This window comes from Enterococcus sp. DIV0176 (assembly GCF_050528535.1).
GTDB classification, from domain to species: domain Bacteria; phylum Bacillota; class Bacilli; order Lactobacillales; family Enterococcaceae; genus Enterococcus_B; species Enterococcus_B thailandicus.
On sequence record NZ_CP172879.1, the window covers coordinates 86,153 to 111,169 of the forward strand.

General features: G+C 37.2%; 20 protein-coding genes. 19 read left to right on the top strand and 1 reads right to left on the bottom strand.

All coding sequences use genetic code 11. The features are described from left to right. The first annotated feature begins 152 nt into the window (after positions 1 to 152). The 15 genes from IGJ66_RS00480 (at position 153) to gshAB (ending at position 20,669) form a co-directional block, all read left to right on the top strand. Positions 153 to 515: an Asp23/Gls24 family envelope stress response protein gene (locus IGJ66_RS00480; RefSeq protein WP_067483505.1), complete on the top strand. Its 363-nt coding sequence runs from the start codon at positions 153 to 155 to the stop codon at positions 513 to 515. A gap of 51 nt (positions 516 to 566) precedes the next feature. Continuing rightward, on the top strand, positions 567 to 2,246 hold the full coding sequence (locus IGJ66_RS00485) for a DAK2 domain-containing protein (protein WP_067483503.1): 1,680 nt from the start codon (positions 567 to 569) through the stop codon (positions 2,244 to 2,246). Between the two features lie 116 nt (positions 2,247 to 2,362). Next, positions 2,363 to 4,396: an ATP-dependent DNA helicase RecG gene (recG, locus tag IGJ66_RS00490; protein ID WP_067483501.1), complete on the top strand. Its 2,034-nt coding sequence runs from the start codon at positions 2,363 to 2,365 to the stop codon at positions 4,394 to 4,396. A gap of 47 nt (positions 4,397 to 4,443) precedes the next feature. After that, positions 4,444 to 5,445 carry a phosphate acyltransferase PlsX gene (gene plsX / locus IGJ66_RS00495; protein ID WP_067483499.1) on the top strand — a complete coding sequence of 334 codons (1,002 nt, stop codon included), beginning with the start codon at positions 4,444 to 4,446 and terminating at the stop codon, positions 5,443 to 5,445. A 122-nt stretch (positions 5,446 to 5,567) separates the two neighbouring features. Further along, complete coding sequence (gene acpP, locus IGJ66_RS00500; protein ID WP_067483497.1) at positions 5,568 to 5,810, top strand: acyl carrier protein; 243 nt, start codon at positions 5,568 to 5,570, stop codon at positions 5,808 to 5,810. Between the two features lie 301 nt (positions 5,811 to 6,111). After that, positions 6,112 to 7,116 carry an ABC transporter ATP-binding protein gene (locus tag IGJ66_RS00505; RefSeq protein ID WP_067483495.1) on the top strand — a complete coding sequence of 335 codons (1,005 nt, stop codon included), beginning with the start codon at positions 6,112 to 6,114 and terminating at the stop codon, positions 7,114 to 7,116. Continuing rightward, a complete protein-coding gene (locus tag IGJ66_RS00510) occupies positions 7,117 to 8,061 on the top strand; it encodes an ABC transporter ATP-binding protein (RefSeq protein WP_067483493.1) in 945 nt (314 codons plus the stop codon). Further along, positions 8,061 to 9,023, top strand: a complete 963-nt coding sequence (gene opp4B / locus IGJ66_RS00515) for an oligopeptide ABC transporter permease (RefSeq protein WP_067483491.1) — start codon at positions 8,061 to 8,063, stop codon at positions 9,021 to 9,023. The genes IGJ66_RS00510 and opp4B overlap by 1 nt, the downstream gene beginning before the upstream one ends. A gap of 29 nt (positions 9,024 to 9,052) precedes the next feature. Then, positions 9,053 to 9,967 carry an ABC transporter permease gene (locus IGJ66_RS00520; RefSeq protein ID WP_067483489.1) on the top strand — a complete coding sequence of 305 codons (915 nt, stop codon included), beginning with the start codon at positions 9,053 to 9,055 and terminating at the stop codon, positions 9,965 to 9,967. Positions 9,968 to 9,990: 23 nt separating this feature from the next. After that, positions 9,991 to 11,769: an oligopeptide ABC transporter substrate-binding protein gene (locus IGJ66_RS00525; protein WP_067483487.1), complete on the top strand. Its 1,779-nt coding sequence runs from the start codon at positions 9,991 to 9,993 to the stop codon at positions 11,767 to 11,769. A 300-nt stretch (positions 11,770 to 12,069) separates the two neighbouring features. Beyond that, positions 12,070 to 12,762: a ribonuclease III gene (gene rnc / locus IGJ66_RS00530; RefSeq protein WP_067483701.1), complete on the top strand. Its 693-nt coding sequence runs from the start codon at positions 12,070 to 12,072 to the stop codon at positions 12,760 to 12,762. A 16-nt stretch (positions 12,763 to 12,778) separates the two neighbouring features. Then, complete coding sequence (gene smc / locus IGJ66_RS00535; protein WP_430616669.1) at positions 12,779 to 16,357, top strand: chromosome segregation protein SMC; 3,579 nt, start codon at positions 12,779 to 12,781, stop codon at positions 16,355 to 16,357. 9 nt (positions 16,358 to 16,366) lie between these two features. Then, positions 16,367 to 17,176 carry a Cof-type HAD-IIB family hydrolase gene (locus IGJ66_RS00540; protein WP_430616670.1) on the top strand — a complete coding sequence of 270 codons (810 nt, stop codon included), beginning with the start codon at positions 16,367 to 16,369 and terminating at the stop codon, positions 17,174 to 17,176. Positions 17,177 to 17,187: 11 nt separating this feature from the next. After that, a complete protein-coding gene (ftsY, locus tag IGJ66_RS00545) occupies positions 17,188 to 18,189 on the top strand; it encodes a signal recognition particle-docking protein FtsY (RefSeq protein WP_067483481.1) in 1,002 nt (333 codons plus the stop codon). Positions 18,190 to 18,371: 182 nt separating this feature from the next. Then, entirely contained in the window at positions 18,372 to 20,669 is a 2,298-nt protein-coding gene (gene gshAB, locus IGJ66_RS00550; protein WP_430616671.1) for a bifunctional glutamate--cysteine ligase GshA/glutathione synthetase GshB, read from the top strand. 68 nt (positions 20,670 to 20,737) lie between these two features. Here gshAB and IGJ66_RS00555 read toward each other — a convergent pair whose 3' ends face one another. Further along, complete coding sequence (locus IGJ66_RS00555; RefSeq protein WP_067483477.1) at positions 20,738 to 21,184, bottom strand: YueI family protein; 447 nt, start codon at positions 21,182 to 21,184, stop codon at positions 20,738 to 20,740. Between the two features lie 147 nt (positions 21,185 to 21,331). Between IGJ66_RS00555 and IGJ66_RS00560 the strand changes: the two genes are divergently transcribed. From IGJ66_RS00560 to IGJ66_RS00575, 4 genes are read left to right on the top strand one after another with little or no spacing between them, the layout of a single operon-like run. Next, positions 21,332 to 22,279: an ABC transporter permease gene (locus tag IGJ66_RS00560; protein WP_075491305.1), complete on the top strand. Its 948-nt coding sequence runs from the start codon at positions 21,332 to 21,334 to the stop codon at positions 22,277 to 22,279. Then, positions 22,276 to 23,235 (top strand): iron chelate uptake ABC transporter family permease subunit, encoded by a 960-nt coding sequence (locus tag IGJ66_RS00565; RefSeq protein WP_071868750.1) that lies wholly within the window; start codon positions 22,276 to 22,278, stop codon positions 23,233 to 23,235. Before IGJ66_RS00560 ends, IGJ66_RS00565 begins: the two co-directional genes overlap by 4 nt. Beyond that, positions 23,232 to 23,987 carry an ABC transporter ATP-binding protein gene (locus tag IGJ66_RS00570; RefSeq protein WP_270607888.1) on the top strand — a complete coding sequence of 252 codons (756 nt, stop codon included), beginning with the start codon at positions 23,232 to 23,234 and terminating at the stop codon, positions 23,985 to 23,987. Before IGJ66_RS00565 ends, IGJ66_RS00570 begins: the two co-directional genes overlap by 4 nt. A gap of 24 nt (positions 23,988 to 24,011) precedes the next feature. Beyond that, entirely contained in the window at positions 24,012 to 24,959 is a 948-nt protein-coding gene (locus IGJ66_RS00575; RefSeq protein WP_430616672.1) for a siderophore ABC transporter substrate-binding protein, read from the top strand. The last annotated feature ends 58 nt before the right edge of the window (positions 24,960 to 25,017 follow it).

Here is a 25,017-nt window from a genome sequence, read left to right on the forward strand (position 1 = left end):
GCATAATAATTGTAAATTATACAGGGTTGCTAATAAACATTTTGAGGGTTTTAAGGTACTTTGAAAGTAACTGCCTTTTATTTCACGTTATGCTATGATAAAATATTATAGAAGAAAAATGGGCTATTTGTGCCCGTTAAGGAGGCTTATTCATGGCTGTAAAAATTCAAACTTCAGCTGGAACCATTGAAATTACCAATGATGTGATTGCAACAGTTGTTGGTGGCGCTGCAACGGACGTTTTTGGTGTTGTTGGTATGGCCAGCAAAAATCAAATTAAAGATAATATTACTGAGATTTTGCGCAAAGAAAACTATTCTCGTGGAGTAGTTGTTCGTCAAGAAGAAAATGGTATTGCAGTTGATGTATATACAATTATTAGTTATGGAACAAAAATTTCTGAGGTTTCACGTAATGTTCAGGAAAAAGTAAAATACAACTTAGAGGCATTATTAGGTGTAACAGCCAATTCAGTTAATGTCTTTGTACAAGGTGTTCGTGTACTGCCAGACTAGGCAGGAGACTTGCTAGTAACTCAGCAGTCGATCTGAAGGAGGATTATCCAGGTGAGTGTAACAGAAATCAGTGCAAGCCAGTTCCAAGAAATGGTTCAGGCCGGTGCGAATCGTCTGCAAGCAAATGCAGAATATGTCAATTCATTAAATGTCTTTCCAGTACCAGATGGAGATACTGGAACAAATATGAACTTATCAATGACTAGTGGCGCAAAAGCCGTAGTCGACTCAACTTCTGAAAAAGTTGGCGAATTAGCCGCTGTGCTTTCTAAAGGACTTCTTATGGGAGCTCGAGGAAACTCAGGAGTTATTTTGTCTCAACTATTTCGTGGGTTTTCAAAACAAATCCCAGAAGTAGAAACATTGAATGCAACAAACTTAGCAGCAGCTTTCACACATGGGGTCGAAACTGCTTATAAAGCAGTAATGAAACCAGTTGAAGGAACGATTTTAACTGTTGCCAGAGAAGCAGCCAAAGCAGGTGAAAAGAAAGCAAAATCTACGGATGACGTAATCGAAGTAATGACTGCTGTTGTTAAAGGTGGAAAACGCGCATTAGCGAAAACACCTGATTTATTACCTGTATTAAAAGAAGTTGGAGTAGTAGATAGTGGCGGTCAGGGTTTGTTATTTGTATATGAAGGTTTCTTGAGTGCATTAAATGGTGAATTCCAAGTCGATGACATCTATGAACCATCTCCTGCAGAAATGGATGAAATGGTTAATGCAGAACATCACCGTAGTGTACAAGGACAATTGGCAACGGAAGATATCCATTTTGGTTATTGTACAGAAATCATGGTTAAAATTGGCGAAGGTCCAACTGTTGACAGCCAGTTTGATTATGAAGGCTTCCGTAACTACTTGGACGGACTTGGTGATTCATTATTAGTTGTAAATGATGATGAGATCATCAAAGTGCACGTTCATACAGAGCATCCAGGTGAAGTAATGAATTATGGTCAAAAATTCGGTTCATTGATTAAAGTAAAAGTGGATAACATGCGTCTACAACACGAAACAATTTTAGAACATGATGAAGATGTCCAAGAATTTACAGAAGAAAAAGTACGTGTTCCTTATGGCGTGGTAGCTATCGCAGCAGGCCAAGGAATCCAAGAACTTTTTGAAAGTCTAGGTGCCAACTATGTGATTAGCGGTGGGCAAACAATGAATCCAAGTACAGAAGATATTTTGAAAGCAATTAAAGATGTTAATGCTGATCAAGTAATTGTTTTACCAAATAACAAAAATATTTTCATGGCTGCAGATCAAGCAGCTGAAGTTGCCGAAATTCCTGTAGCAGTTGTTCCGTCACGAACAATCTCTCAAGGCTTGACAGCGATGTTATCATTCAACGATCAAGTTTCATTAGAGGAAAACAAAGCAACGATGACTGATGTATTAAGTAGTGTCATAAGTGGTCAAGTAACACATGCTATCAGAAATACTTCAATTGATGGAGTAGAGATTGTCGAAGGCGACTTTTTAGGAATGATTGATGGAAAAATCGTTATTTCAAATCCTGATATTGTGGATACTTCTTTAACTACTTTAAAACAAATGATTAATGAAGATACTGAAATTGTGACAATCCTTGCTGGTGAAGGCGGTACAGTCGCACAGGCAGAGGAGTTGGCAGCAACGCTAACAGAAAAATATCCTGATTTAGAAATCGAGATTCACCAAGGAGACCAACCAGTCTATCCTTATCTGTTTTCTGCTGAATAGGAAAGTTTGTCACAAAGCCATCATTTCATGGTGCAGAAAGTATGAAGGACCTCGGTTTTCGATTAACTTTGATCGAAAACCAAAGTCCTTTTTTTGTTAAGAAAGGAGTGAAGTCGATGCGAGCGTTAACGGATCCAGTTACTGTGCTAGCTGGTGTAGGACAAAAAAGAGCAGAGAGTCTAGCTAGTTTAGGTATACATACAATTGAAGATTTGCTGACGTACTATCCTTTTCGTTATGAAGATATACAAGAAAGAAATTTAACAGAAATCCAAGATCAAGAAAAAGTGACGTTAAAAGGATTGGTTGTTTCACCACCCGTATTGAGTCGCTTTGGATACAAAAAAAGTCGATTGCAGTTTCGAATGATGCAAGATCATGCTGTTTTTAATGTTTCTTTTTTTAACCAGCCTTATCTTAAAGATAAAATTATTTTGTCTGAAGAAATTGCAGTGTATGGTAAATGGGATTCAAAAAGAAAAGCACTAAGCGGGATGAAAGTTCTTGGCTCGCAGACGTTAGATGATTTTTCACCAATTTACCATGTCAATAAGTCAATCAGACAAACAACGTTGGTTGATTTGATCAAAAAAGGGTTCGACGAGTATGGTGACTTAGTTGAGGAAAATCTTCCGTATACATTAGTGGAGAAGTATCGTTTGCTTGATCGTCAAACGGCAGTTAGAAGCATGCACTTTCCCAAAAATCATGAAGAAAATCATCAAGCCAAGCGCCGAGTTGTTTTTGAAGAATTTTTCTTATTCCAAATGCAGCTGCAAGGACTTAAACATGCAGAAAAATCTGAAAAAAATGGAATCGAAGTTTTATATGATGTTCAAAAGCTCAAAGAATTCACTCAAAGTTTGCCATTTGAATTAACTGATGCTCAAAAACGAGTAACAAATGAAATTTGTCGTGACTTACGGAGTCCTCAACATATGCAACGTCTCTTGCAAGGGGATGTTGGTAGCGGAAAAACAGTGGTAGCAGCAATTGCATTGTACGCAGCTGTTACAGCAGGGTTCCAAGGTGCGCTGATGGTTCCAACTGAAATTTTAGCCCAGCAGCACATGGAAAGTTTTGTACAATTGTTTTCAGATAAGCTTTCTGTTGCCCTGTTAACGGGTTCAACAAAAGCAAAAGAAAGACGTGAACTATTAGAGCGTTTGGAAAGTGGCAAAATAGATGTGGTGATTGGTACCCATGCATTGATTCAAGAAGGTGTAGAATTTAAGAACCTTGGACTAGTTATCACGGATGAACAACATCGTTTCGGTGTTAACCAACGAAAGGTTTTACGAGAAAAAGGATGGCGACCAGATGTTTTATTTATGACAGCGACACCGATTCCGAGAACGCTTGCTATTACTGCTTATGGTGAAATGGATGTATCCATTATTGATGAACTTCCTGCAGGGCGAATACCGATTGAAACTAGATGGATTCGTACGCCGCAATTAGATAGTGTCTTAGAGTGGACCAGAAAAGAGTTAGGCAAAGGACATCAAATGTATGTAATCTGTCCGTTGATTGAAGAATCCGAAGCACTAGATGTTAAAAATGCTGTAGAAATTTATGAAAAACTCAATGATTTATTCGCGCCAGAGTACGAAGTAGGTTTATTACATGGAAAAATGAAGAATCAAGAAAAAGAAAGAATCATGGAAGACTTTAAAGAAAATCAAACACAAATTTTGGTTTCTACCACAGTAATCGAGGTTGGGGTGAATGTTCCAAATGCAACGGTTATGCTAATCATGGATGCAGATCGTTTTGGTTTGGCACAGCTGCATCAATTGCGTGGTCGAGTTGGTCGTGGAAGTGACGCTTCATTTTGTATTTTAGTTGCTAACCCGAAAAACGAAATGGGTGTGGAACGGATGAAAATTATGACGGAAACGAATAATGGTTTTGTTTTAAGTGAAAAAGATTTAGAATTACGAGGACCAGGTGAAGTTTTTGGTTTCCGTCAATCTGGGTTACCACAATTTGCAATTGCAGACTTGGTAGCAGACGGAAATATTTTAGAAGTAGCTCGGGATGAAGCCACACAAATTTGGCAGAAGGCTAATTGGCAAATTTTGCCAGAATATCGAGTATTAGTCCAAAGCTTACAATTAGAAAGTCAAGACAATCGTTATTTTGATTAGCGGATGTGCTATACTTTGAAATGATGAACGAAAGAGGAGTGAAGACAATGAGAATTGCGGTAGATGCAATGGGCGGTGATCATGCACCACAAGCAATTGTGGAAGGTGTTGCTTTAGCTCAACAAGATTTCCCAGAAGTTGAATTTTTATTGTATGGGAAAGAGTCAGAAATCAAAAAATATTTAACAAATGAAAAAAATATTACAATTATTCATACAGATGAAAAAATTAGTAGTGATGACGAGCCAGTGAAAGCAATCCGTCGTAAAAAAACGGCCTCAATGGTTCTTGCTGCACAAGCTGTTAAAAATGGCGAAGCAGATGCGGTTTTTTCAGCAGGAAATACGGGTGCGCTACTTGCCGCTGGTTTATTTATCGTTGGCCGAATCAAAAATGTTGAACGTCCTGGCTTGATGTCAACCTTACCAGTCATTGGAAAAGAAAATGCGGGCTTTGATATGTTAGATTTAGGTGCGAATGCTGAAAATAAACCAGAACACTTACTCCAATATGGGATTTTAGGTTCATTTTACGCACGAAAAGTTCGTGGAATCGGACGTCCTCGCGTAGCCTTATTGAATAATGGAACAGAAGCGACAAAAGGTAGTGAGTTAACGAAACGTGCTTATGAGTTATTGCAAAATGAAACAAGCTTGAACTTCATTGGAAATGTAGAAGCACGTGAATTGTTGAATGGTGTTGCTGATGTGGTTGTGACAGATGGTTTTACTGGAAATGCTGTTTTGAAATCAATTGAGGGAACAGCATTAAATATGATGGATTTATTGAAATCTGCAATTTTGAATGAAGGAATCAAAGGGAAGATGGGCGCTTTATTATTAAAAGATGGGTTACGTTCATTAAAATCTGAGATGGATTATTCAAAACATGGCGGTGCGGTTTTATTTGGATTAAAAGCTCCTGTGATCAAAACACATGGCGCAACTGGACCAGACGCCGTTCGTTATACGATTCGTCAAATCCATACAATGTTAGAAACGAACGTTGTTGGACAGTTAGTTGAGCAATTTGAAAGCTCTGCAGATTAATTATCATTTAATGTAAACGATGTGAAATATGAGATAATGAAAAAAAGGTAGACATTTTCAAAAAATGTCAGTAAAATTAGCCTTGGTTAAGGCAGTTGTCTCGATTGTTGGAGGTGAAAACATTGACTCGTGAAGAAATATTTAATAAAGTAGCGAAAATTATTTCAAACCACTTTGAAATGGATACAGATAAAGTTACAGATGACTTGAATATCAAGGATGATTTGAAAGCTGACTCAATTAGTATCATGGAATTTGTTTTGGAGCTTGAAGACGAATTTGGAACAGAAATTTCGGATGAAGACGCAGAACAAATTGAAACGGTGGGCGGCGCAGTAAATTATATCTCAGAACATCTAAAATAAGTTAAACCCACGTATAACCAAAAGACCTAAAAATCTTCGTTGATTTTCAGGTCTTTTTCTTTTATTTTAAAAGCACCTTTTTTAATCTAATGCAAATGGTAGCGGTTGTAGTAGATTTAGTTTTCAGACAATTCAGGCAACAATTTCAATTGTGCTTGCAAAGTAAAACGGTTTTCTATATAATTATTAAGAAAATATTATACTTCGTTAAGAATAGGATTGGTTTAAATGATTTTATTCTGTGTGAGTATTATTTTATTAACGAAAAACTTCCATCTAGGGAGCAGAGAGGGGTATTCGATTGTCGGATAATCAATTATTAGATGTTCAGAACCTACACACAGGCTTCCGTATCAAAGATGAATTTTACGATGCAGTAGACGACGTTTCTTTTACTTTAGATAAAAACGAAATCTTAGCAATCGTTGGAGAATCTGGTTGCGGAAAAAGTACATTAGCCACTACTATTATGGGGCTGTTGGATCCTAACAATACCAAGATTACAGGAGAAATTTTATATAATGATTTAAATCTAATTGATTTGAATGAAACACTTTATAACAAGATTCGTGGAAATGATATTGGAATGATTTTCCAAGACCCATTGTCAGCGTTGAATCCTCTAATGAGAATTGAAGACCAAATTAAAGAAGGTCTTTCTTATCATACAAAGATGAATGCAGAAGAGCGTCAAGCAAGAGCACTTGAATTGTTAGATCAAGTGGGGATTCCTAATCCGACTCGAGTGGGACGTCAATATCCGCATGAATTATCTGGTGGGATGCGTCAACGTGTAATTATTGCGATTGCGATTGCATGTAAACCGCCAATTGTCATTGCTGATGAACCAACAACAGCGTTAGACGTGACAATTCAAGCACAGATTCTTGATTTATTAAAAGACTTACAAGAAGAAACAAAAACAGGAATTATTTTGATTACCCATGACTTAGGTGTTGTGGCTGAAATGGCAGATCGCGTAGCTGTTATGTACGGTGGACAATTCGTTGAGGTTGCTGAAGTTGAAGAATTGTTTGAAAATCCAAAACATCCATATACACGTTCATTATTGAATTCAATTCCTCAAGAAGGACAACATGAAGAAGAACTACATGTGATTGAAGGAGTTGTTCCTTCATTGAAAAATATGCCACGTCGGGGTTGTCGTTTCGCTCCACGGATTCCATGGATTCCAGAAAGTGATCATGAGAAAGACCCAATTCTTCATGAAGTAGCACCGAACCATCTCGTTCGTTGCTCATGCTATAAGCATTTTCATTTTAGAGACGAAAAAGGAGAGGTGTAGATGACAGAATTAATCACAATTAATGATTTAAAAGTTCACTATCCGATTCGCAGCGGTTTTTTCAATCGAGTAAATGATTATGTTTATGCTGTAGATGGCGTCGATTTCGTTATTGAAAAAGGAAAGACGTATGGTTTAGTTGGAGAATCTGGTTCAGGAAAATCAACGACGGGTAAGGCGATTGTTGGGCTAGAAAAAGTGACGGATGGTCAAATCATTTATCAAGGAACAGATGTAACAAAACGTAGTAATCGCAAGAAAATCGAATACAACAAAGATGTTCAAATGATTTTCCAAGATTCAATGTCTAGCTTAAACCCTAAAAAGCGGGTATTAGATATTATTGCGGAACCAATTCGTAATTTTGAACGTTTAAGTGATCAAGAAGAAAAGAAAAAAGTAAAAAGTTTACTTGACATTGTTGGGATGCCAGAGGATGCGTTATACAAATATCCACATGAGTTTTCTGGTGGTCAGCGTCAACGTTTAGGTGTTGCTCGTGCCGTAGCAACAAATCCAAAATTGATTGTAGCGGATGAACCAGTTTCAGCGCTTGATTTATCTGTACAAGCGCAAGTTTTGAACTTTATGAAACGAATCCAACAAGAATTTGGACTTAGTTATCTATTTATTTCTCATGACTTAGGTGTTGTTAAACACATGTGTGATAATATCGCTATCATGTATAAAGGCCGTTTCGTTGAAATCGGAACAAGGGAAGATATCTACAATGACCCACGTCACATCTATACAAAACGTTTACTGTCTGCAATTCCTCGAATCGATGTTGAGAATCGCGAATTGCATAAAGAGAATCGCCGAAGAGTTGAACAAGAATACATCAATAGTCAAAAAGATTATTACGATTCAACTGGCCGGGTGTACGATTTGCGTGCATTATCAACTACTCATAAAGTAGCGTTAAAAGATGGAGGTGCTAGCTAATGTGGAAAACAATCCTACGTCGTGTGTTATTGATGATTCCTCAAGTTATTATTCTTAGTGTTTTAATTTTCATGTTGGCAAAAGCGATGCCAGGTGATCCATTTACTGGATTAATCAATCCAAACCAAGATCCAGCTGTGATTGAGCAAATGCGACAAGCTGCTGGGTTAAATGATCCGTGGTACGAACAATATTTCCGTTGGATTGGAAACGCATTGCATGGAGATTTTGGTCAAAGTTTCTTATACAAACGTTCAGTTGCTGACTTGATTGGTGAGCGTATCGTCAATACGTTGTACTTATCTATTTTGACAGTTATTTTAACGTATTTGATTGCTGTACCGTTAGGAATGTTAGCAGGTCGTTACCAAAATTCGATTTTAGACAAAGTCGTAGTTATCTATAACTTCTTCAGCTTTGCTGTACCATTGTTTATTTTCGGTCTAATCATGTTATTCATTTTTGGTTACCGTCTAGGTTGGTTCCCAACAAGTGGTTCACAGACTTTAGGACTAAGTGGCGGATTCTTTGCTCAGTTTGCCGATCGAATGAAATATATTTTATTACCATCAATCACGCAAGCATTTTTGGCTACGGCGGTTACGATTCAGTATCTTCGAAGTGAAGTAATTGATTCAAAATCATTAGACTTTGTAAGAACAGCACGTTCGAAAGGTGTACCAACTAAGAAAGTCTTCAGTCGTCATATCTTTAGAAATGCTGCTTTACCAATGGCGTCACAGATGGGGTACGAAATTACTTCATTGATTGCTGGTTCAGTGGTTATCGAGAAGATTTTTGGTTATCCAGGTGTTGGTAAGTTATTTATTGATGCTATTGGCCAACGTGATTATGCTGTTATTACTTCTTTAGTATTGATTTTAGGGATTGCAACATTAGTGGGGACCTTGCTTTCAGATATTATCATGAGTATTGTTGATCCACGTATTAGAATCCAATAAAAATCAATCAAAAAAGGAGGATGAGTCAAATGAGTGAAAAGAAAGATGTCGTAGCGCAAGAAAGTGTCCCACCAATGGGCCTGCGCATGATTGCACGTGAATTTAAAAAAGACAAAATAGCCATGTTTTCATTGGGCTTGTTAGTTCTTTTATTATTGTTTGTCTTTATTGGCGCTATTTTAACAGATCAAGATAAAGTAATGTATGTAAGTATTTTTGATAAATACGCTGAACCTGGAGCGATTTCTACTCAAGGTCATAAGTTCTTGCTTGGCGCAGATGAAGGTGGCCGAGATGTATTCGGTCAATTAGTGATTGGGGCTAGAAACTCTGTTTTAATTGGTTTTGCGATTACGATCATTACTTCGATCATCGGGGTAGGATTAGGAATCATTTCTGGGTATTACGGTGGAATGATTGATAATATATTGATGCGAATCGTTGATTTCGTCATGATTTTACCAATTATGCTGATTATTATCGTATTTGTTTCAATTATTCCTAAATACAATGTTTGGTCATTCATTTTTATCATGAGTGCATTCTACTGGGTAGCGAAAGCGCGACTCTTTAGAAGTAAAACATTATCAGAAGCAAGACGTGATTACGTCAGTGCATCGAAAACAATGGGAACAAGTGATTTTAAAATCATGTTCCGTGAAATTATGCCCAATTTAAGTTCATTGATTATTACCAACTTAACGATGAACTTTGCAGCAAATATTGGAATTGAAACTACTTTGACTTTCTTAGGATTTGGATTACCTACGAATGTACCAAGTTTAGGAACTTTAATTGGTTACGCAAGTAGTGGTGAAGTGTTAGTAAATCGTCAATGGATCTGGTTACCCGCGTCAATGCTAATTCTAGTTTTGATGTTGTGTATAAACTATGTTGGTCAAGCATTTAAGCGTTCTGCTGATGCGCGTCAACGTTTAGGATAGAACGAAATAAGGGGGATATAGGAATGAAGAAAACGATTTTTGGAGTAGTAACATTGTTATCTGTCGTAACACTAGCAGCTTGTGGCGGCGGCAGCGGTACTGATTCTTCTGGAAATGCTTCAGGAGATAAAGGGGATAGCCAAGCTTTATCATTCCCACTTGCAACAAAAAATGATAAAGATGCAATTGAAGATGGTGAGTTAGAAGCCGCAGTTGCAACAGATAGTCAATTCGCTGGGTTGTTCCAATGGGAATTCTATCAAGATGCGTTTGATGCGGCATTCATGGCACCATCACATGAAGCATTATTCTCAAATGATACAGATTTCAAAATCACTGATGATGGAGCAGCTACTTTAGACTTAGACCAAGATAAAAAAGTTGCGACAATCAAACTGAAAGACAATGTGAAGTGGTCTGACGGAGTGGACGTTACGGCGGATGACGTAATTTTCTCTTACGAAATCATTGGTCACAAAGACTATACAGGTATTCGTTATGACGATACTTTCCGTAATGTAATTGGTATGGAAGAATATCATGATGGCAAAGCAGATACGATTTCTGGAATCAAAAAAGTAGATGACAAAACAGTTGAAATTGAATATAAAAAAGTTGAGCCAAGTATGTTACAAGCCGGCGGTGGTGTTTACTCATATGCTGCTCCAAAACATACACTTGAAGGCGTAGCAATCAAAGACATGGAATCAAGTGATCAAGTTCGTAAACACCCTGTAACTTTTGGTCCTTATTACATGAGTAATATTGTTGCTGGTGAATCAGTAGAATACTTGCCAAATGAGTACTATTGGAATGGCAAACCAAAATTGAAAAAAATCACAATGAAGTCAGTGCAAACAGCTAGTGCAACAGAAGCATTGAACTCTAAGTTGTATGACATGATTTTCCAAATGCCAACAGATACTTACGAAACATATAAAGATATTGAAGGCTATACAAACTTAGGTCGTGAACAAACTTCATACACTTACCTTGGATTTAAATTAGGTAAATGGAACAACGAAGAAAGCACAGTTGAATACGATCCTAATTCAAAAATGGCTGACAAATCATTACGTCAAGCAATGGGTTACGCTTTAGATAATGACTCTGTTGGTAGCAAATTCTACGCTGGTTTAAGAAGCAACGCAACGTCATTGATTCCTCCAGTGTTCGAATCTTACCATGATTCTAAACTAAAAGGTTATACACAAGATATTGATAAAGCAAACAAATTATTAGATGACGCAGGATTCAAAGATGTTGATGGCGATGGTATTCGCGAAGACAAAGATGGCAAAGAATTCACAATCAAATTTGCTTCAATGTCAGGTGGCGAAACAGCACAACCATTAGCTGACTACTATGTACAACAATGGAAACAAATTGGTTTAAATGTTGAATACACAACTGGACGTCTAATTGAGTTTAACTCATTCTATGACAAACTAAAAAATGATGATCCTGAAATTGATGTTTATCAAGCAGCTTGGAATACAGGAACTGATCCAAATCCAAGTGGACTATGGGGACCAAATGCAGCATTCAACTACACTCGTTACGAATCTGAAGAAAACACAAAATTAATTGATGCAATCAATTCAAGTGATGCGTTTGATGCAGATTTCCAAAAAGAAGCATACCAAAAATGGCAAGAATATGCGTTTAAAGAAGCTTTTGCAATTCCAACATTATTCCGTAATGAAGTCTTACCTGTGAATGATCGCGTAAAAGACTGGAACTGGGCATACGACGAACGTAATCCTTGGGCAGAAGTTTCTGTAACAGATGCTTCACGCTAATCAAAATTTTTAACAGAAACTATTTTCGTTTATAATTTTACAATGAATAAGGTCAACCACTTGCTGGTTGACCTTATTTTTTGTTGGATACTAAAAGGAAAAAAGAGTGACAGATTAGAACAAAGCTGTTCAAAAATTTAAGCAACCTTTTCTAAAAAATCCCAATTAGTAAAGCAACCTGTTTTGAACGACAGCCTTTTTCTTAAAGCTTTCTTACTTTTTAGTCAAACATTTCAAAATTATCAAAAAACCAGTATAATAAGGAAGTATGAAAAATATCCTATAAAAGGAATGTGGAAAATGGACAATCAGCTGACAAAAGAACTTAAAGAAAAATATACAATCGTTTTTCACGATCTAAATTTACTTGAACAAGCTTTTACCCATTCATCCTATGTGAATGAGCATCGCAATCTACACCTATCAGACAATGAACGTTTAGAATTTTTGGGAGATGCAGTGTTAGAGTTAATGGTTTCTCAGTACTTGTATCGCTTGTATCCCGATTTACCAGAAGGAAAATTAACAAAAATGCGTGCAGCAATCGTTCGTGAAGACAGTTTATCAAAATTCGCAAAAGAATGTCATTTTGATCAACACGTCATGTTAGGTAAAGGTGAAGAAAACTCTGGTGGACGAACACGTCCTGCGTTATTATGTGACCTATTTGAAGCTTTTCTAGGTGCTTTATATTTGGACCAAGGCTTCGAAGTAGCGCACGCATTCATCAAGCAAGTTATCTTCCCAAAAGTCAAAGCAGGTGCTTTTTCACATGAGATGGATCACAAAACCAAATTGCAAGAAGTCTTGCAAAAATCAGGGGATGTTTTTATTGAATATCGCTTGATTAAAGAAGAAGGACCAGCCCATGAACGTATTTTTTGGATTGAAGTCTATGTTGATGATCAATTGATTGGTACGGGCCAAGGAAAATCAAAAAAATTAGCAGAACAAGCTGCCGCTGAAAATGCATTAGCAGCCTTGGAAGAGTAAGTGAGGGAAAGCTTTCGTGTATTTGAAACGAATTGAAATCGCTGGATTCAAGTCATTCGCTGATAAAACAGTGATTGACTTCGAAAACAGTGTCACAGCAGTTGTTGGTCCCAATGGTAGCGGAAAAAGTAACATCACGGAAGCCATTCGTTGGGTCTTAGGTGAACAATCAGCAAAAAGTTTACGTGGTGGAAAAATGCCAGATATTATTTTTGCAGGTTCAGATTCTCGTAAACAACTAAACGTAGCAGAAGTAACGGTCATTTTAGATAATGAAGACCATTATCTACCATTGGAATACAATGAAATAAGTGTGACACGTCGCTACCGTCGAACAGGAGAAAGCGATTTTTTTATCAATAAACAATCTTGTCGGTTGAAAGATATCCAAGAGTTGTTTTTAGATTCTGGCTTAGGAAAAGAATCTTTTTCAATTATCTCACAGGGAAAAGTTGAAGCGATTTTTAGTAGCAAACCGGAAGATCGCCGTGGAATCTTTGAAGAAGCAGCGGGTGTTTTAAAGTATAAACAACGTAAGAAAAAAGCAGAACAAAAGCTTTTTGAAACAGAAGATAACCTTAGCCGAGTTCAAGATATTATCTATGAATTAGAAGAACAGCTAACTCCTTTAGCTACTCAAAGTAAGGCAGCAAAGGAGTTTTTACGCTTAAAAGAAGAATTGACCGAAACAGATATTGCTCTAATGATTGCAGAAATCAAAGCGGCAAGAACTGAGTGGACCCAACGAGAAGCTGAACTAAAGCAATTTAATCAAGAGTTAGCGACCGTAACCGAGCAAATCCAGGAGCGTGAATCAACTCTGGCAACTTGGCGTAAACAAAGTGCGCAAGCTGATCGTTTGATTGAAAAGAATCAGCAAAAATTACTTGCTTTGTCAGAAAGCCTAAAGCAAACAGAAGGACAAAAAGATGTTTTATTGGAACGCTCAAAGCATACCAAACAAAGTACACAAGAATATCAAGCATCTTTAGCGGAAGCACAGAAAAAAGTTCAACACTTTGAAAAACAACAAGCTAGTTTAACAAAAGATGTTGATAAAAAAGAAGCGGAAATCCAGCAAGCAGAAGCACAATTGATGGTAACCCAACAGGAACTTGAAAAATATCAAAAGTCGACAAAAGAATTATTAGCCGAATTACGCGATCAATATGTCGATTTAATGCAAGAACAAGCAGCTGTCGGAAATGAATTGAAATACTTAGAACGTCAGTATCAGCAAGAGACAGCAAAGAGCCAACAAACATTGGCAAAGCAAACAGAAGTTCAAGCAACTGTCGCAGAATTGTCGGCAAAAAAAGCAGAATTAGTGGAACAACAAACAAAACTGACTCAATCATCAGAAGAAACAAAAACAAAAGTGACAGCTATTCAGACAGAAGGAAAGAAATTCCAAGAACAGTTGAATACTGAACACCCAAAAATGTATCAATTGATGAATCAGGTGCAACAATTACGTGCACGACAAAAGAGTTTACAAGAAATCCAAGAAAACTATTTTGGCTTTTATCAAGGTGTACGTTTAGTGTTACAACACAAGCAACAATTATCTGGCGTTGTAGGTGCAGTCGCAGAACTAATTGATGTTCCAGCTGATTTCACTTTAGCAATCGAAACCGCATTAGGGGGAGCTGCACAACATATTATTGTTGAAAATGAAGTGGATGCAAGACAAGCAATCACTTATTTGAAACAACAAAAAGGTGGACGTGCAACTTTCTTGCCATTGACAACGATTAAACCACGTCAATTACCTGCTCATGTTGCGGCACAAGCAGCTACTATCGAGGGCTTTTTAGGCGTAGCAAGTGAACGAGTGACTTACCCAGATGCAGTCCAATCAGTAGTGAATAATTTATTGGGAACGATCCTTTTAGCAAAAGACCTAGCTAGTGCTAATACGATTGCACAAACGATTCATTATCAATATCGTGTGGTTTCTTTAGAGGGAGACGTTATGAACGCAGGTGGTTCAATGACAGGCGGAGCCAATAAGCGTGGAAACCAAGGAAGTTTATTCGCTCAAAATCAAGAATTGAAACAATTGACTAGTGAGTTTGACCAAGCAAATCAAGAACTACAAGTTCAAGAAAAGAAAGTTCAAGCTTTACAAGAAAAAGTTACAACACTTAGTGAAGAATACGAAGCTGCACGAAGTGTTATGGAACAGTTGCGTTTCGAAGAACAAGAAGTTGCAAATAAACTTCAAAATATCTCAAATGATTTAACACGTTTTGAAAAAGAACAACAGATTTCTAATTTTGAGACACGTGAGTTAAATCAATTTATCGAAACTTATGAAAAACAACGTACAGAATTAGTAACGAAGCAACAAGAATTGGAAGAACAACGCACGAAAATTGACGAAGAAATCAAATCTTTAAGTCAAGAAAGCGATCAAATGGAAGCTCGTCGCGCGCAAATCCAAGGACAAAAAGCCCAAGAGCAAGCGGATCTTGCCGTATTAAAAGAACAGTTCAATCACTTGCAGATCCAGTTACGTGGTGCACGTGTCCAAAAAACAGAGGCAATGGAACGCCAGACAAGTTTAGAACAACAGCTAGCTGCGTTAACGGCAAACTTTTCTGATCATGAGTTGACAGAAGAAAGCTTAGACGAAAAAATTCGTGAATTATCTGTGCAACGTGAACAGCTACAAGCTGAACTTCAGGAAGTGAAAGCAACCCGTGACACAACGCAAAAAGAAATTGACCAGCTAGCAGAAGTATTGGCACAACAAAACCAAGAACACAAAGTTCGCTTGACTGAGCAATCAAAACTTGAAGTGAAAAAAGATCGTGCAGAGATGCTACTAGATCAGCACGTTACGTATTTAGAAACAGAATATCAAATGACTTTTGAGAAAGCTGTGATCGATTATCAACCAACAGCAGATGTTTCCGGTAGCAAAGAAAAAGTAGCGACATTGAAACGAAGTATTGAAGCACTAGGACCAGTTAACTTGAATGCCATTGAGCAATATGAACAAGTGAATGAACGTTATACCTTTTTATCTACTCAAAGAGATGATTTGCTTTCTGCGAAAAATCAGTTATTTGATACAATGGATGAAATGGATGATGAAGTTCGCACTCGTTTCAAAGAAGTTTTTGAAGCAATCCGCAAAGAATTCAAAGTGGTCTTTCCGAATATGTTTGGCGGTGGACGAGCAGAACTTGTCTTGACTGATCCCACTGATTTATTAAAAACAGGAATTGAAATCGAAGTTCAACCTCCAGGTAAAAAACTACAAAGTCTAAGTCTACTTTCTGGTGGAGAGCGCGCATTGACGGCAATTGCTTTGCTATTTTCAATCATTCGTGTGCGTCCGGTACCGTTTTGTATTCTTGATGAAGTAGAAGCAGCTTTAGATGAGGCAAACGTGACACGTTTTGGGAACTATTTGCGTAATTTCCAAAATGATACCCAATTTATTGTGGTCACCCACCGTAAAGGAACAATGGAAGCTGCGAATGTTTTGTATGGCGTAACGATGCAAGAATCAGGTGTTTCAAAAATCGTTTCTGTCCGTATGGAAGATCTTAAAGAAGATGAGAATCTTGTTGTGAAAGAGTAGGAAGTAAATATGATTAAATTAGTTGCCATTGATTTAGATGGAACATTACTAAACGAAGAAAAACAAATTTCTGTTAGAAATAAAGAAATTTTGGCGCAAGCAAAAAATCAAGGAGTTAAAATTGTTTTGTGTACAGGTCGTCCACTGGCGGCTATGGCACATTATTTAACGGAATTGGATTTGCTTGATTCAGGTGACTATAGCATTACGTTTAATGGTGGGCTTGTTCAAAAAAATGACACAGGCGAAATCATGGCGAAAAAAGTAATGACTATTGCAGACGTTGAGCAATTGACCCAGTTAGCACAAGCGTTGTCTTTGCCACTAGATGTGTTATCTGATGGGATTGTTTATCAGTTACCAACAGCTCCTGAAAAACAATCGCTTTATAATGTGCTGAATAAAGTTTTGGATTTCCGTCCGGGAACTTTGCTGGATGTTAAGAAAGCGGATGTTTTGAACAAAGCAGTTATTGCTTATGCACAAGAAGAATTAGATCCAAAAATTCAAGAAATTCCAAATGTGTTCCATGAACAATTTGAAATCATCAAGACACGTAGTATGCTGCTAGAATTTATGCCAAAAGGTGTTACTAAAGCGTATGGAATTTCTTTATTAGCAGAAGAGCTAGGAATCACCCAAGCAGAAGTCATGGCAATTGGTGATGAAGAAAATGATTTACCAATGATCGAATATGCAGGAATGGGTGTCGCAATGGCAAATGCTGTTCCTTTAGTTAAAGAAAGTGCAGACTATTTGACTGCAAGTAATGATGATGACGGTGTTGCACAAGCAATTGAAAAATTTGTTTTAGTATAGGGGGGAATCAAATGGGATTTTTTGACAAAATTAAGCGAGCGTTTACTGGTGAAGAGCAACCAGAAGAAGTCGTTGAAGTCCAAGAAAAGTATGACAAAGGATTAGAAAAAACGAGAAAAACTTTTGGCGAGCGAATGAATGAATTGTTTGCTAATTTCCGAACAGTTGATGAAGATTTCTTTGAAGAATTAGAAGAAACATTGATTGGCGCGGACGTTGGTTTTGAAACAGCAATTCAAATTACAGAGTCTTTACGTCAAGAAGTGAAGTTACGTAATGCGAAGAAACCAGCAGAAGTTCAAAATGCCATCATTGAAAAACTGGTTGATTTGTACGAACAAGAAGGTCTTAATGAAGTGAATGAGTTGAATATCCAACCAGAAGGACTGACGGTAATGCTTTTTGTTGGTGTGAATGGTGTGGGTAAAACGACAAGCATTGGGAAACTTGCACATCAATACAAAAATGAAGGCAAAAAAGTTTTGATGGCAGCAGCTGATACATTCCGTGCGGGAGCGATTGACCAATTAGTAGTCTGGGGTGAACGCGCTGGTGTGGAAGTCGTTCACGGAAATGCTGGTGGCGATCCAGCAGCAGTTGTTTATGATGCATTGGAACGTGCCAAAGCAGAAGAAGCAGATGTTTTACTTGTTGATACAGCTGGACGCTTGCAAAACAAAGTAAATTTGATGAAAGAGTTAGAAAAAATCAAACGTGTGATTCAACGTGAACTACCAGATGCACCACATGAAACATTATTGGTATTAGATGCAACAACAGGGCAAAATGCAATGGTTCAAGCAAAACAATTTAAAGAAACAACAGATGTAACTGGGCTAGTTTTGACTAAATTAGATGGAACTGCTAAAGGTGGAATTGTGTTAGCTATCAGAAATGAATTGCATTTACCAGTAAAATTAGTTGGATTAGGTGAAGGAATAGATGATCTAGAACCGTTTGATCCAAATGATTTTGTTGTTGGATTGTTTAAAGGATTACTGAAAGAAGAATAATCAATTAACTTATGAACAAATCATGGGAACATGACGTTTTAAATGTAAGAAGTATGCCGGAAAAAGACTGGTATACTTCTTTTTTTGTGCAGTTTTTCATAATCTCCTCATTTTAAGGCAAGATCGTTCTTTTTCTGATTGTTTTTTACTATAATGTCAATGTATGAAGTGGAGGACATGTAATGATGAACTTTAAAAAATTATTAGAACATTCAAGTGCGATACCGTTTATCGATCAAGCTCGATTTGGAATTGAACGTGAAGGACAACGGGTAACACATGACGGAAAGTTAGCAAGAACAGATCATCCAGCTATTTTTGGTGATCGCACGTATCATCCATATATTCAAACTGATTTTAGTGAGACTCAAGTGGAAATGATTACACCAGTAACAGATTCCATTGATGAACTTTTTCAATATTTAGATGCAATTTATGATGTGACTTCTCGGTCAATGTCAGATGAGGAAATGATTTGGCCACTAAGTATGCCACCTGCTTTGCCACAAAAAGATGAGGAAATCATGATTGCCAAACTAGCAACGTTTGAAGATGTTTTGTATCGTCGCTATTTAGCAAAAGAATATGGTAAACGAAAACAAATGGTCAGTGGCATTCATTTTAATTTTGAATTTGGTGAGGAATTAATTCGTTCTCTGTTTGTTCAGCAAACAGAGATTCAAGAGTTTGCAGCTTTTAAAACAGAAGTGTATTTAAAAGTAGCAAGAAACTTTTTGCGCTATCGCTGGTTGATTACGTATTTATATGGAGCTTCTCCATTAAGCGAGGCAAATTATTTCGTTGATGAGCTACATCCTCATGAACCTGTTCGTAGTATTCGAAATAGTGAATATGGCTACACTAATCATTCAAATGTAAAAGTTTCTTATGCCTCAATGGAGCAGTACTTAGCAGATATTGAACAAATGATTGAAGAAGGCAAGTTATCTGAAGAAAAAGAATTCTATGCACCTGTACGTTTCCGTGGAGGTAAAAGAGTTGCGGACGTTGCAAAGATGGGTGTACGTTATATCGAGTTGCGAAATATTGATTTGAACCCGTATCATCATTTAGGAATTAGTAAAGAACAAGTCCAGTTTTTACAATTATTTTTAGTATTTATGCTCTGGGCACCCGAAGGATCATCTGTCGACGAGTGGGTGGAAGAAGGAACGCTTTACAACAATCGAGTTGCTTTGGAAGGACCATTGGATCAAACCGCGATGTACGAGGAAGGCCTGATGCTCTTTACGCAAATGAAAGAGATGGTTCAAGCTTTGCAACATGAAGAATTGTTACCTACAATTGACAAATTAGCTGAACGTTTAAATAACCCGTCTCAGACGATTGCTGCCCAATTATACACAAAAGCACAAAGTGATAGCCAAAAAGCTGTTGCAGTTGCCTTAGGCAGAAAATACGATGCTGAAAGCCATGAGCGACCATATCAATTGGCGGGCTTTCGTGAGATGGAACTATCCACACAAATTTTCCTATTTGATGCAATTCAAAAAGGGATTCAAGTGAAAGTGATTGACGAAGCAGATCAGTTTTTACGTTTGCAATTTGAAAATCATGTCGAATACGTTAAAAATGCGAATATGACAAGTAAAGATAGTTACATTGTGCCTTTGATTATGGAAAATAAAACGGTGACCAAAAAAATTCTAGCAGAAGCAGGTTTCCGTGTTCCTGCTGGCGCGGAGTTTACTTCGATGGCTGAAGCAAAACGTGCCTATTCTCGTTTTGCAAAGGAAGCATTTGTCATTAAACCAAAGTCAACAAATTACGGATTAGGTATCACAATTTTTAAAGAGGGCGCGAGTGAAGAAGATTATCACAAAGGGTTAGAAATTGCTTTTCGGGAAGATACCTCCGTTTTAGTAGAGGAATTTTTACCTGGAACAGAATATCGTTTTTTTGTGATTGATGGACAAGTTCAAGCAATTTTACTTCGGATACCTGCAAACGTTATTGGCAACGGCGAGCAAACTGTGACGGAATTAGTTGCTAAAAAAAATCAAGATCCTTTACGTGGGACAAATCATCGTGCACCATTAGAATTAATTCAGTTGGGTGATCTTGAACAATTGATGTTGAAAGAACAAGGATTAACAATTGATTCTATTCCTGCGAAAGATCAAATCGTTTATTTACGTGAAAATTCCAATATCAGTACTGGTGGAGATTCAATTGATGTAACAGCTGAGTTTTCTGATGCGTACAAAGAAATTGCAGTCGCAGCCGTTACGGCGTTGGGGGCAAAAGTCAGCGGAATCGATTTGATTATTCCAGACAAAGAAATTGATCCGTCAACAGATGAGAAGGCTTATGGTATCATCGAAGCCAATTTTAATCCTGCAATGCACATGCATGTTTATCCATTTTCTGGGACAGGACGACGATTAACTTTAGCGGTGTTGAAACTTTTGTATCCGGAAGTCTGGGCGTTGAACCATTGGAACGAGGAAGAAAAATAAGTTGATTTAAATAAAGTAAAAAGCTCGTGTAAAATTCGTTAATGAATTTACACGAGCTTTTTGCTTTATTAGTGGAATAATTTGTCCCAAAGACTTTTTTTCGGTTTTTCTGATTGTTCAGGTTCTTGAACTTTTGGATATTTTTTTTCAATATCAATGACGGGCTCATTGACCGCTTCTTTAGCAGCTAAAATCAGACCAAGACTATCGTCATCATTTTTAACAAAATCATTGATAACTGTGAAACGAACTTTTTGTTTTGTTGCCAATTGGATATAGCGTGCTTGAAGGTCTTCAGGCATACTGCCATTTAATAAAATTTGTTCATCTGGGTATTTTTCAAGTTCCTTAGTGAAGTTTGCTTGATTCTCAGCTTTTTTCATTTCACCAATGGTCATACTGACATAGCAACGCTCACGAAAAGTTCCTAGATATTTATGTTGTTCATCTGGGTTGACCAAAGGTGTCCCGTAACGACCTTTGTCCAAGTGACTTTGCAATTCATCTTGTGGCAAAAGAAGCCCTCCTTTATAGCGATTGATACAGCGATTATAACACAAATTACTTGAAATAAGATAAATGGTAAAAAAGCGGTTGCTTTTGCTCAACTTCTCACTTAGAATAAGAATGAAAATCATTCTCAATTAGAAAAGAGGGATTTTATGCGTTATCGCTGGTTGATTGCCAGCTTAGTGGGACTCAGTTTTCTTTCACTATTGATAGGAGTGTCATCGGTCCAATTAACAGAATTTTTTCAGGCAGATACACAAAGTGCGCAATTATTTCTTATTAGTCGTTTGCCTCGTACCATTTGTATTGTGCTAGTGGGAGCTACAAGTAGTATTTGTGGGTTGATTATGCAGCACTTGACTCAGAATAAATTTGTTTCACCAACGACTGCTGGAACAATGGACAGTGCACGCTTAGGAATTTTGATTGTAATGCTTTTTCTACCGAATGCGTCGATTGTCACACGTTCAGCAACGGCTTTTGCATTTGCTTTTTTAGGGACAGGATTGTTTCTTTATTTTGCAAGAATGATTCCACAAAAAAATCAGTTGATGCTGCCATTGATTGGTGTGATGTGGGGCAATATTATTGGTTCCATCGCAACTTTTTTTGCTTACCAATATCAGTTGGTGCAAAATATGTCTTCGTGGTTACAAGGAAATTTTTCTACCATTCTGCGTGGCAATTATGAACTGCTTTATCTAACGATTCCTTTGTTAGGAATTATTTATTATTTTGCGTATCAATTTACGATCGTTGGATTGGGTGAGTCATTTGCGGTGAATCTTGGTATGAATTATCACAAAATGCAGTTGTTAGGTGTCGGATTAGTTTCTTTAGCTAGTGCAGTCGTGTTAATTATGGTTGGAACAATGCCGTTTTTAGGCGTTATTGTTCCCAATTTAGTGGCGAGAATGTATGGGGATCAAGTCCATCAAACTTTAGGAATAACTGCATTATTCGGAAGTATTTTTTTATTAATTTGCGATATTTTGGCTCGCGTTCTAATTTATCCTTATGAAATTCCAGTGAGTGTCATTGTTGGAATAATTGGCGGAATTATTTTCCTCTTTTTATTAGTGAAGGGGGAGAAACGATGAAAAACAATATACGCTGGCGTTTATTGTTATTAGTTGGTGTGGTGTGCTTGGTTACGATAAGTTATTTAATCATCAACACTTATGGAAACTGGTCGTTTGCTTGGGCATTAAGAAGTAAAAAAATTGGTGCTTTTTTCTTGGTTTCATTAGCAGTGAGTGGAGCAACAATTAGCTTTCAAACAATCAGTCAAAATCAATTTTTGACCCCGTCCGTTTTGGGACTAGATTCGTTGTATGTACTTGTTCAAACAATTTTATTTTTCTTGTTAGGTGGCGTGACGATGCTACAGCAAACAGGTCTTGTCTTTTTTTTGCTGACAATTAGTCTAATGGTTGGCTTGAGTTTGAGTTTATTCTATTTTTTATTAAAAAAAATGCAAGCTAGTTTATTTTTATTATTGATGACTGGGATGGTCTTAGGAACGTTGTTTGGCAGCATGAGTACGTTTTTACAAGTCATAATGGATCCTAATGAATATGATTTGTTACAAGGTCGGCTGTTCGCAAGTTTTGGGAATATTCAGAGTCAATATCTCTTGCCAGCCACTTGTTTGATTGTTGCTGGCTGGTGTCTGCTGTTTTATTTGCATCGTTTTCTAGATGTTATTCACTTGGGAAGAGAAAAAGCGATGAACTTAGGTGTAGATGTTGCACGATTACAATTTCTTGTGCTGTTTGTGGTTAGCTTACTGACGGGAACAGCGACAGCGTTAGTAGGTCCTATGACCTTTTTAGGGTTTATCGTAGCAAATGTTAGTTACCGGTTATTTGCAACATATCAACACAAAGTTTTATTTGTCGGTAGTTTTTTAGTGGCAATGCTGTTACTGACAGGTGGGCAGTTGCTTGTTGAACAACTTTTTGGTTGGAACACAACAATTAGTGTAGTGATTGAATTTCTGGGGGGGAGTTACTTTTTACTAAAATTAATTCGTGAAAGGAAGCAAGCAGGATGATTGATTTAGCTGGTGTGAAGAAAGCTTATCAAGGAAAGTCAGTGGTAGATAATATCAACTTGACGATTCAAGAACAACAATTAACGGCTTTTATTGGACCAAATGGCGCGGGAAAATCAACTTTGCTTTCCTTGGTTAGCCGTTTAGTTCCTAAAGATACAGGTGAAATTTATTTAGATCATAATGAAGTGCGGACGTGGAAGTCAAATGAATTAGCGAAAAAATTAGCCATTTTACGTCAATCAAATGAATTGAATTTACAAATTACAGTTAGAGAATTGGTTGAATTTGGTCGGTTTCCTTATACAAAAGGACGCTTGACACAAGAAGACCATCAACTTGTGGAAGAAGCGCTCAAACATCTGGGGTTAACTAAGCTAACCGATCAATTCGTTCATACCTTATCTGGCGGACAACTTCAGCGTGCATATATTGCGATGGTCTTAGCTCAAGATACCGATTATATCTTGCTGGATGAACCGTTGAATAACTTAGATATGAATTTTGCAGTTCAAATCATGCAAATTTTAAAAAAATTGGTGACCGAGCTTGGCAAAACAGTCGTAATTGTCCTACATGATATTAATTTTGCGGCTAGTTATGCAGATGAAATTGTGGCAATGAAAGAAGGACAATTGTTTACGCAAGGAAAAACCAATGAGATTATCCAAAAAGCTGTACTCGATGAATTATATGAAATGGACATTCGAATTTGCGAAATTGAAGGTCGTAGATTCTGTCTTTATTTCTAAAAATAAATGTTAGGAGAACAAGGAATGAAAAAATGGATGTTTAGTTTCGTGGTTGTTGCATCATTGTTAACAGCTTGTGGAACAGGGAATAAATCAGAAGAAACAACAGCAACAAAAACTGCTAGTAGCGAAGAAACAACGCTGACAGTCAAAGACAGCAATGGTGAGGTAAATGTAACCAAGAATCCTCAGAAAGTTGTCGTTTTTGACAATGGGTCACTAGATACACTTGACGCATTAGGCGTAGGCGACCATGTTGTTGGTGCTGCAACGCAAAATTTACCTGCTTATTTATCAAGTTACAAAGAAGTTGAATCTGCTGGTGGAATCAAAGAACCAGATTTAGAAAAAATCAATCAAATGAAGCCAGACCTGATTATTATTTCTGGTCGTCAAAGTGATTTTCAAGAAGAACTAAGTAAAATCGCACCGACTTTATTTTTATCAGTTGATACGGAAAAACCATGGGAATCAATTCAACAAAATGTCTTAACGCTAGGTGAAATTTTTGATAAAGAATCTGAAGCGAAGAAACAAATCAAAGAACTATCTACTGAAATCAAAAAGACAGCAGACAAAGCAAGTGACCTTGATAAAAAAGCATTAGTTGTTTTAGTTAACGAAGGCCAACTATCTGCTTATGGTTCTGGTTCACGTTTCGGATTTGTACATGATGTTTTTGGCTTCCCGCAAGCAGATAATGAAATTGAACCTTCAACACACGGTCAAAGTGTTTCATTTGAATATGTGTTAGAAAAAAATCCAGACTTATTATTTGTAATTGATCGTACCAAAGCAATTGGTGGAGATGACAGCCAAAATAATTTGGCAGAAAATGAATTGATTGCACAAACGAATGCAGGTAAAAATGGACAAATCATTTCACTACAACCAGATGTATGGTATTTGAGCGGTGGCGGATTAGAGTCAATGAAATTGATGTTAGAGGATGTAAATCAAGCATTTGAATAAAGATGAAAGAAAAAACCAAGGCAAAACGATTATTCGTTTTGCCTTGGTTTTTTGCTAT

Excerpts from the sequence above, each read along its gene's own strand:
- IGJ66_RS00480 (WP_067483505.1), top strand. The coding sequence starts at position 153 with ATGGCTGTAAAAATTCAAACTTCAGCTGGAACCATTGAAATTACCAAT.
- recG (WP_067483501.1), top strand. The coding sequence starts at position 2,363 with ATGCGAGCGTTAACGGATCCAGTTACTGTGCTAGCTGGTGTAGGACAA.
- plsX (WP_067483499.1), top strand. The coding sequence starts at position 4,444 with ATGAGAATTGCGGTAGATGCAATGGGCGGTGATCATGCACCACAAGCA.
- IGJ66_RS00510 (WP_067483493.1), top strand. The coding sequence starts at position 7,117 with ATGACAGAATTAATCACAATTAATGATTTAAAAGTTCACTATCCGATT.
- opp4B (WP_067483491.1), top strand. The coding sequence starts at position 8,061 with ATGTGGAAAACAATCCTACGTCGTGTGTTATTGATGATTCCTCAAGTT.
- IGJ66_RS00520 (WP_067483489.1), top strand. The coding sequence starts at position 9,053 with ATGAGTGAAAAGAAAGATGTCGTAGCGCAAGAAAGTGTCCCACCAATG.
- IGJ66_RS00525 (WP_067483487.1), top strand. The coding sequence starts at position 9,991 with ATGAAGAAAACGATTTTTGGAGTAGTAACATTGTTATCTGTCGTAACA.
- rnc (WP_067483701.1), top strand. The coding sequence starts at position 12,070 with ATGGACAATCAGCTGACAAAAGAACTTAAAGAAAAATATACAATCGTT.
- IGJ66_RS00540 (WP_430616670.1), top strand. The coding sequence starts at position 16,367 with ATGATTAAATTAGTTGCCATTGATTTAGATGGAACATTACTAAACGAA.
- ftsY (WP_067483481.1), top strand. The coding sequence starts at position 17,188 with ATGGGATTTTTTGACAAAATTAAGCGAGCGTTTACTGGTGAAGAGCAA.
- gshAB (WP_430616671.1), top strand. The coding sequence starts at position 18,372 with ATGATGAACTTTAAAAAATTATTAGAACATTCAAGTGCGATACCGTTT.
- IGJ66_RS00560 (WP_075491305.1), top strand. The coding sequence starts at position 21,332 with ATGCGTTATCGCTGGTTGATTGCCAGCTTAGTGGGACTCAGTTTTCTT.
- IGJ66_RS00565 (WP_071868750.1), top strand. The coding sequence starts at position 22,276 with ATGAAAAACAATATACGCTGGCGTTTATTGTTATTAGTTGGTGTGGTG.
- IGJ66_RS00570 (WP_270607888.1), top strand. The coding sequence starts at position 23,232 with ATGATTGATTTAGCTGGTGTGAAGAAAGCTTATCAAGGAAAGTCAGTG.
- IGJ66_RS00575 (WP_430616672.1), top strand. The coding sequence starts at position 24,012 with ATGAAAAAATGGATGTTTAGTTTCGTGGTTGTTGCATCATTGTTAACA.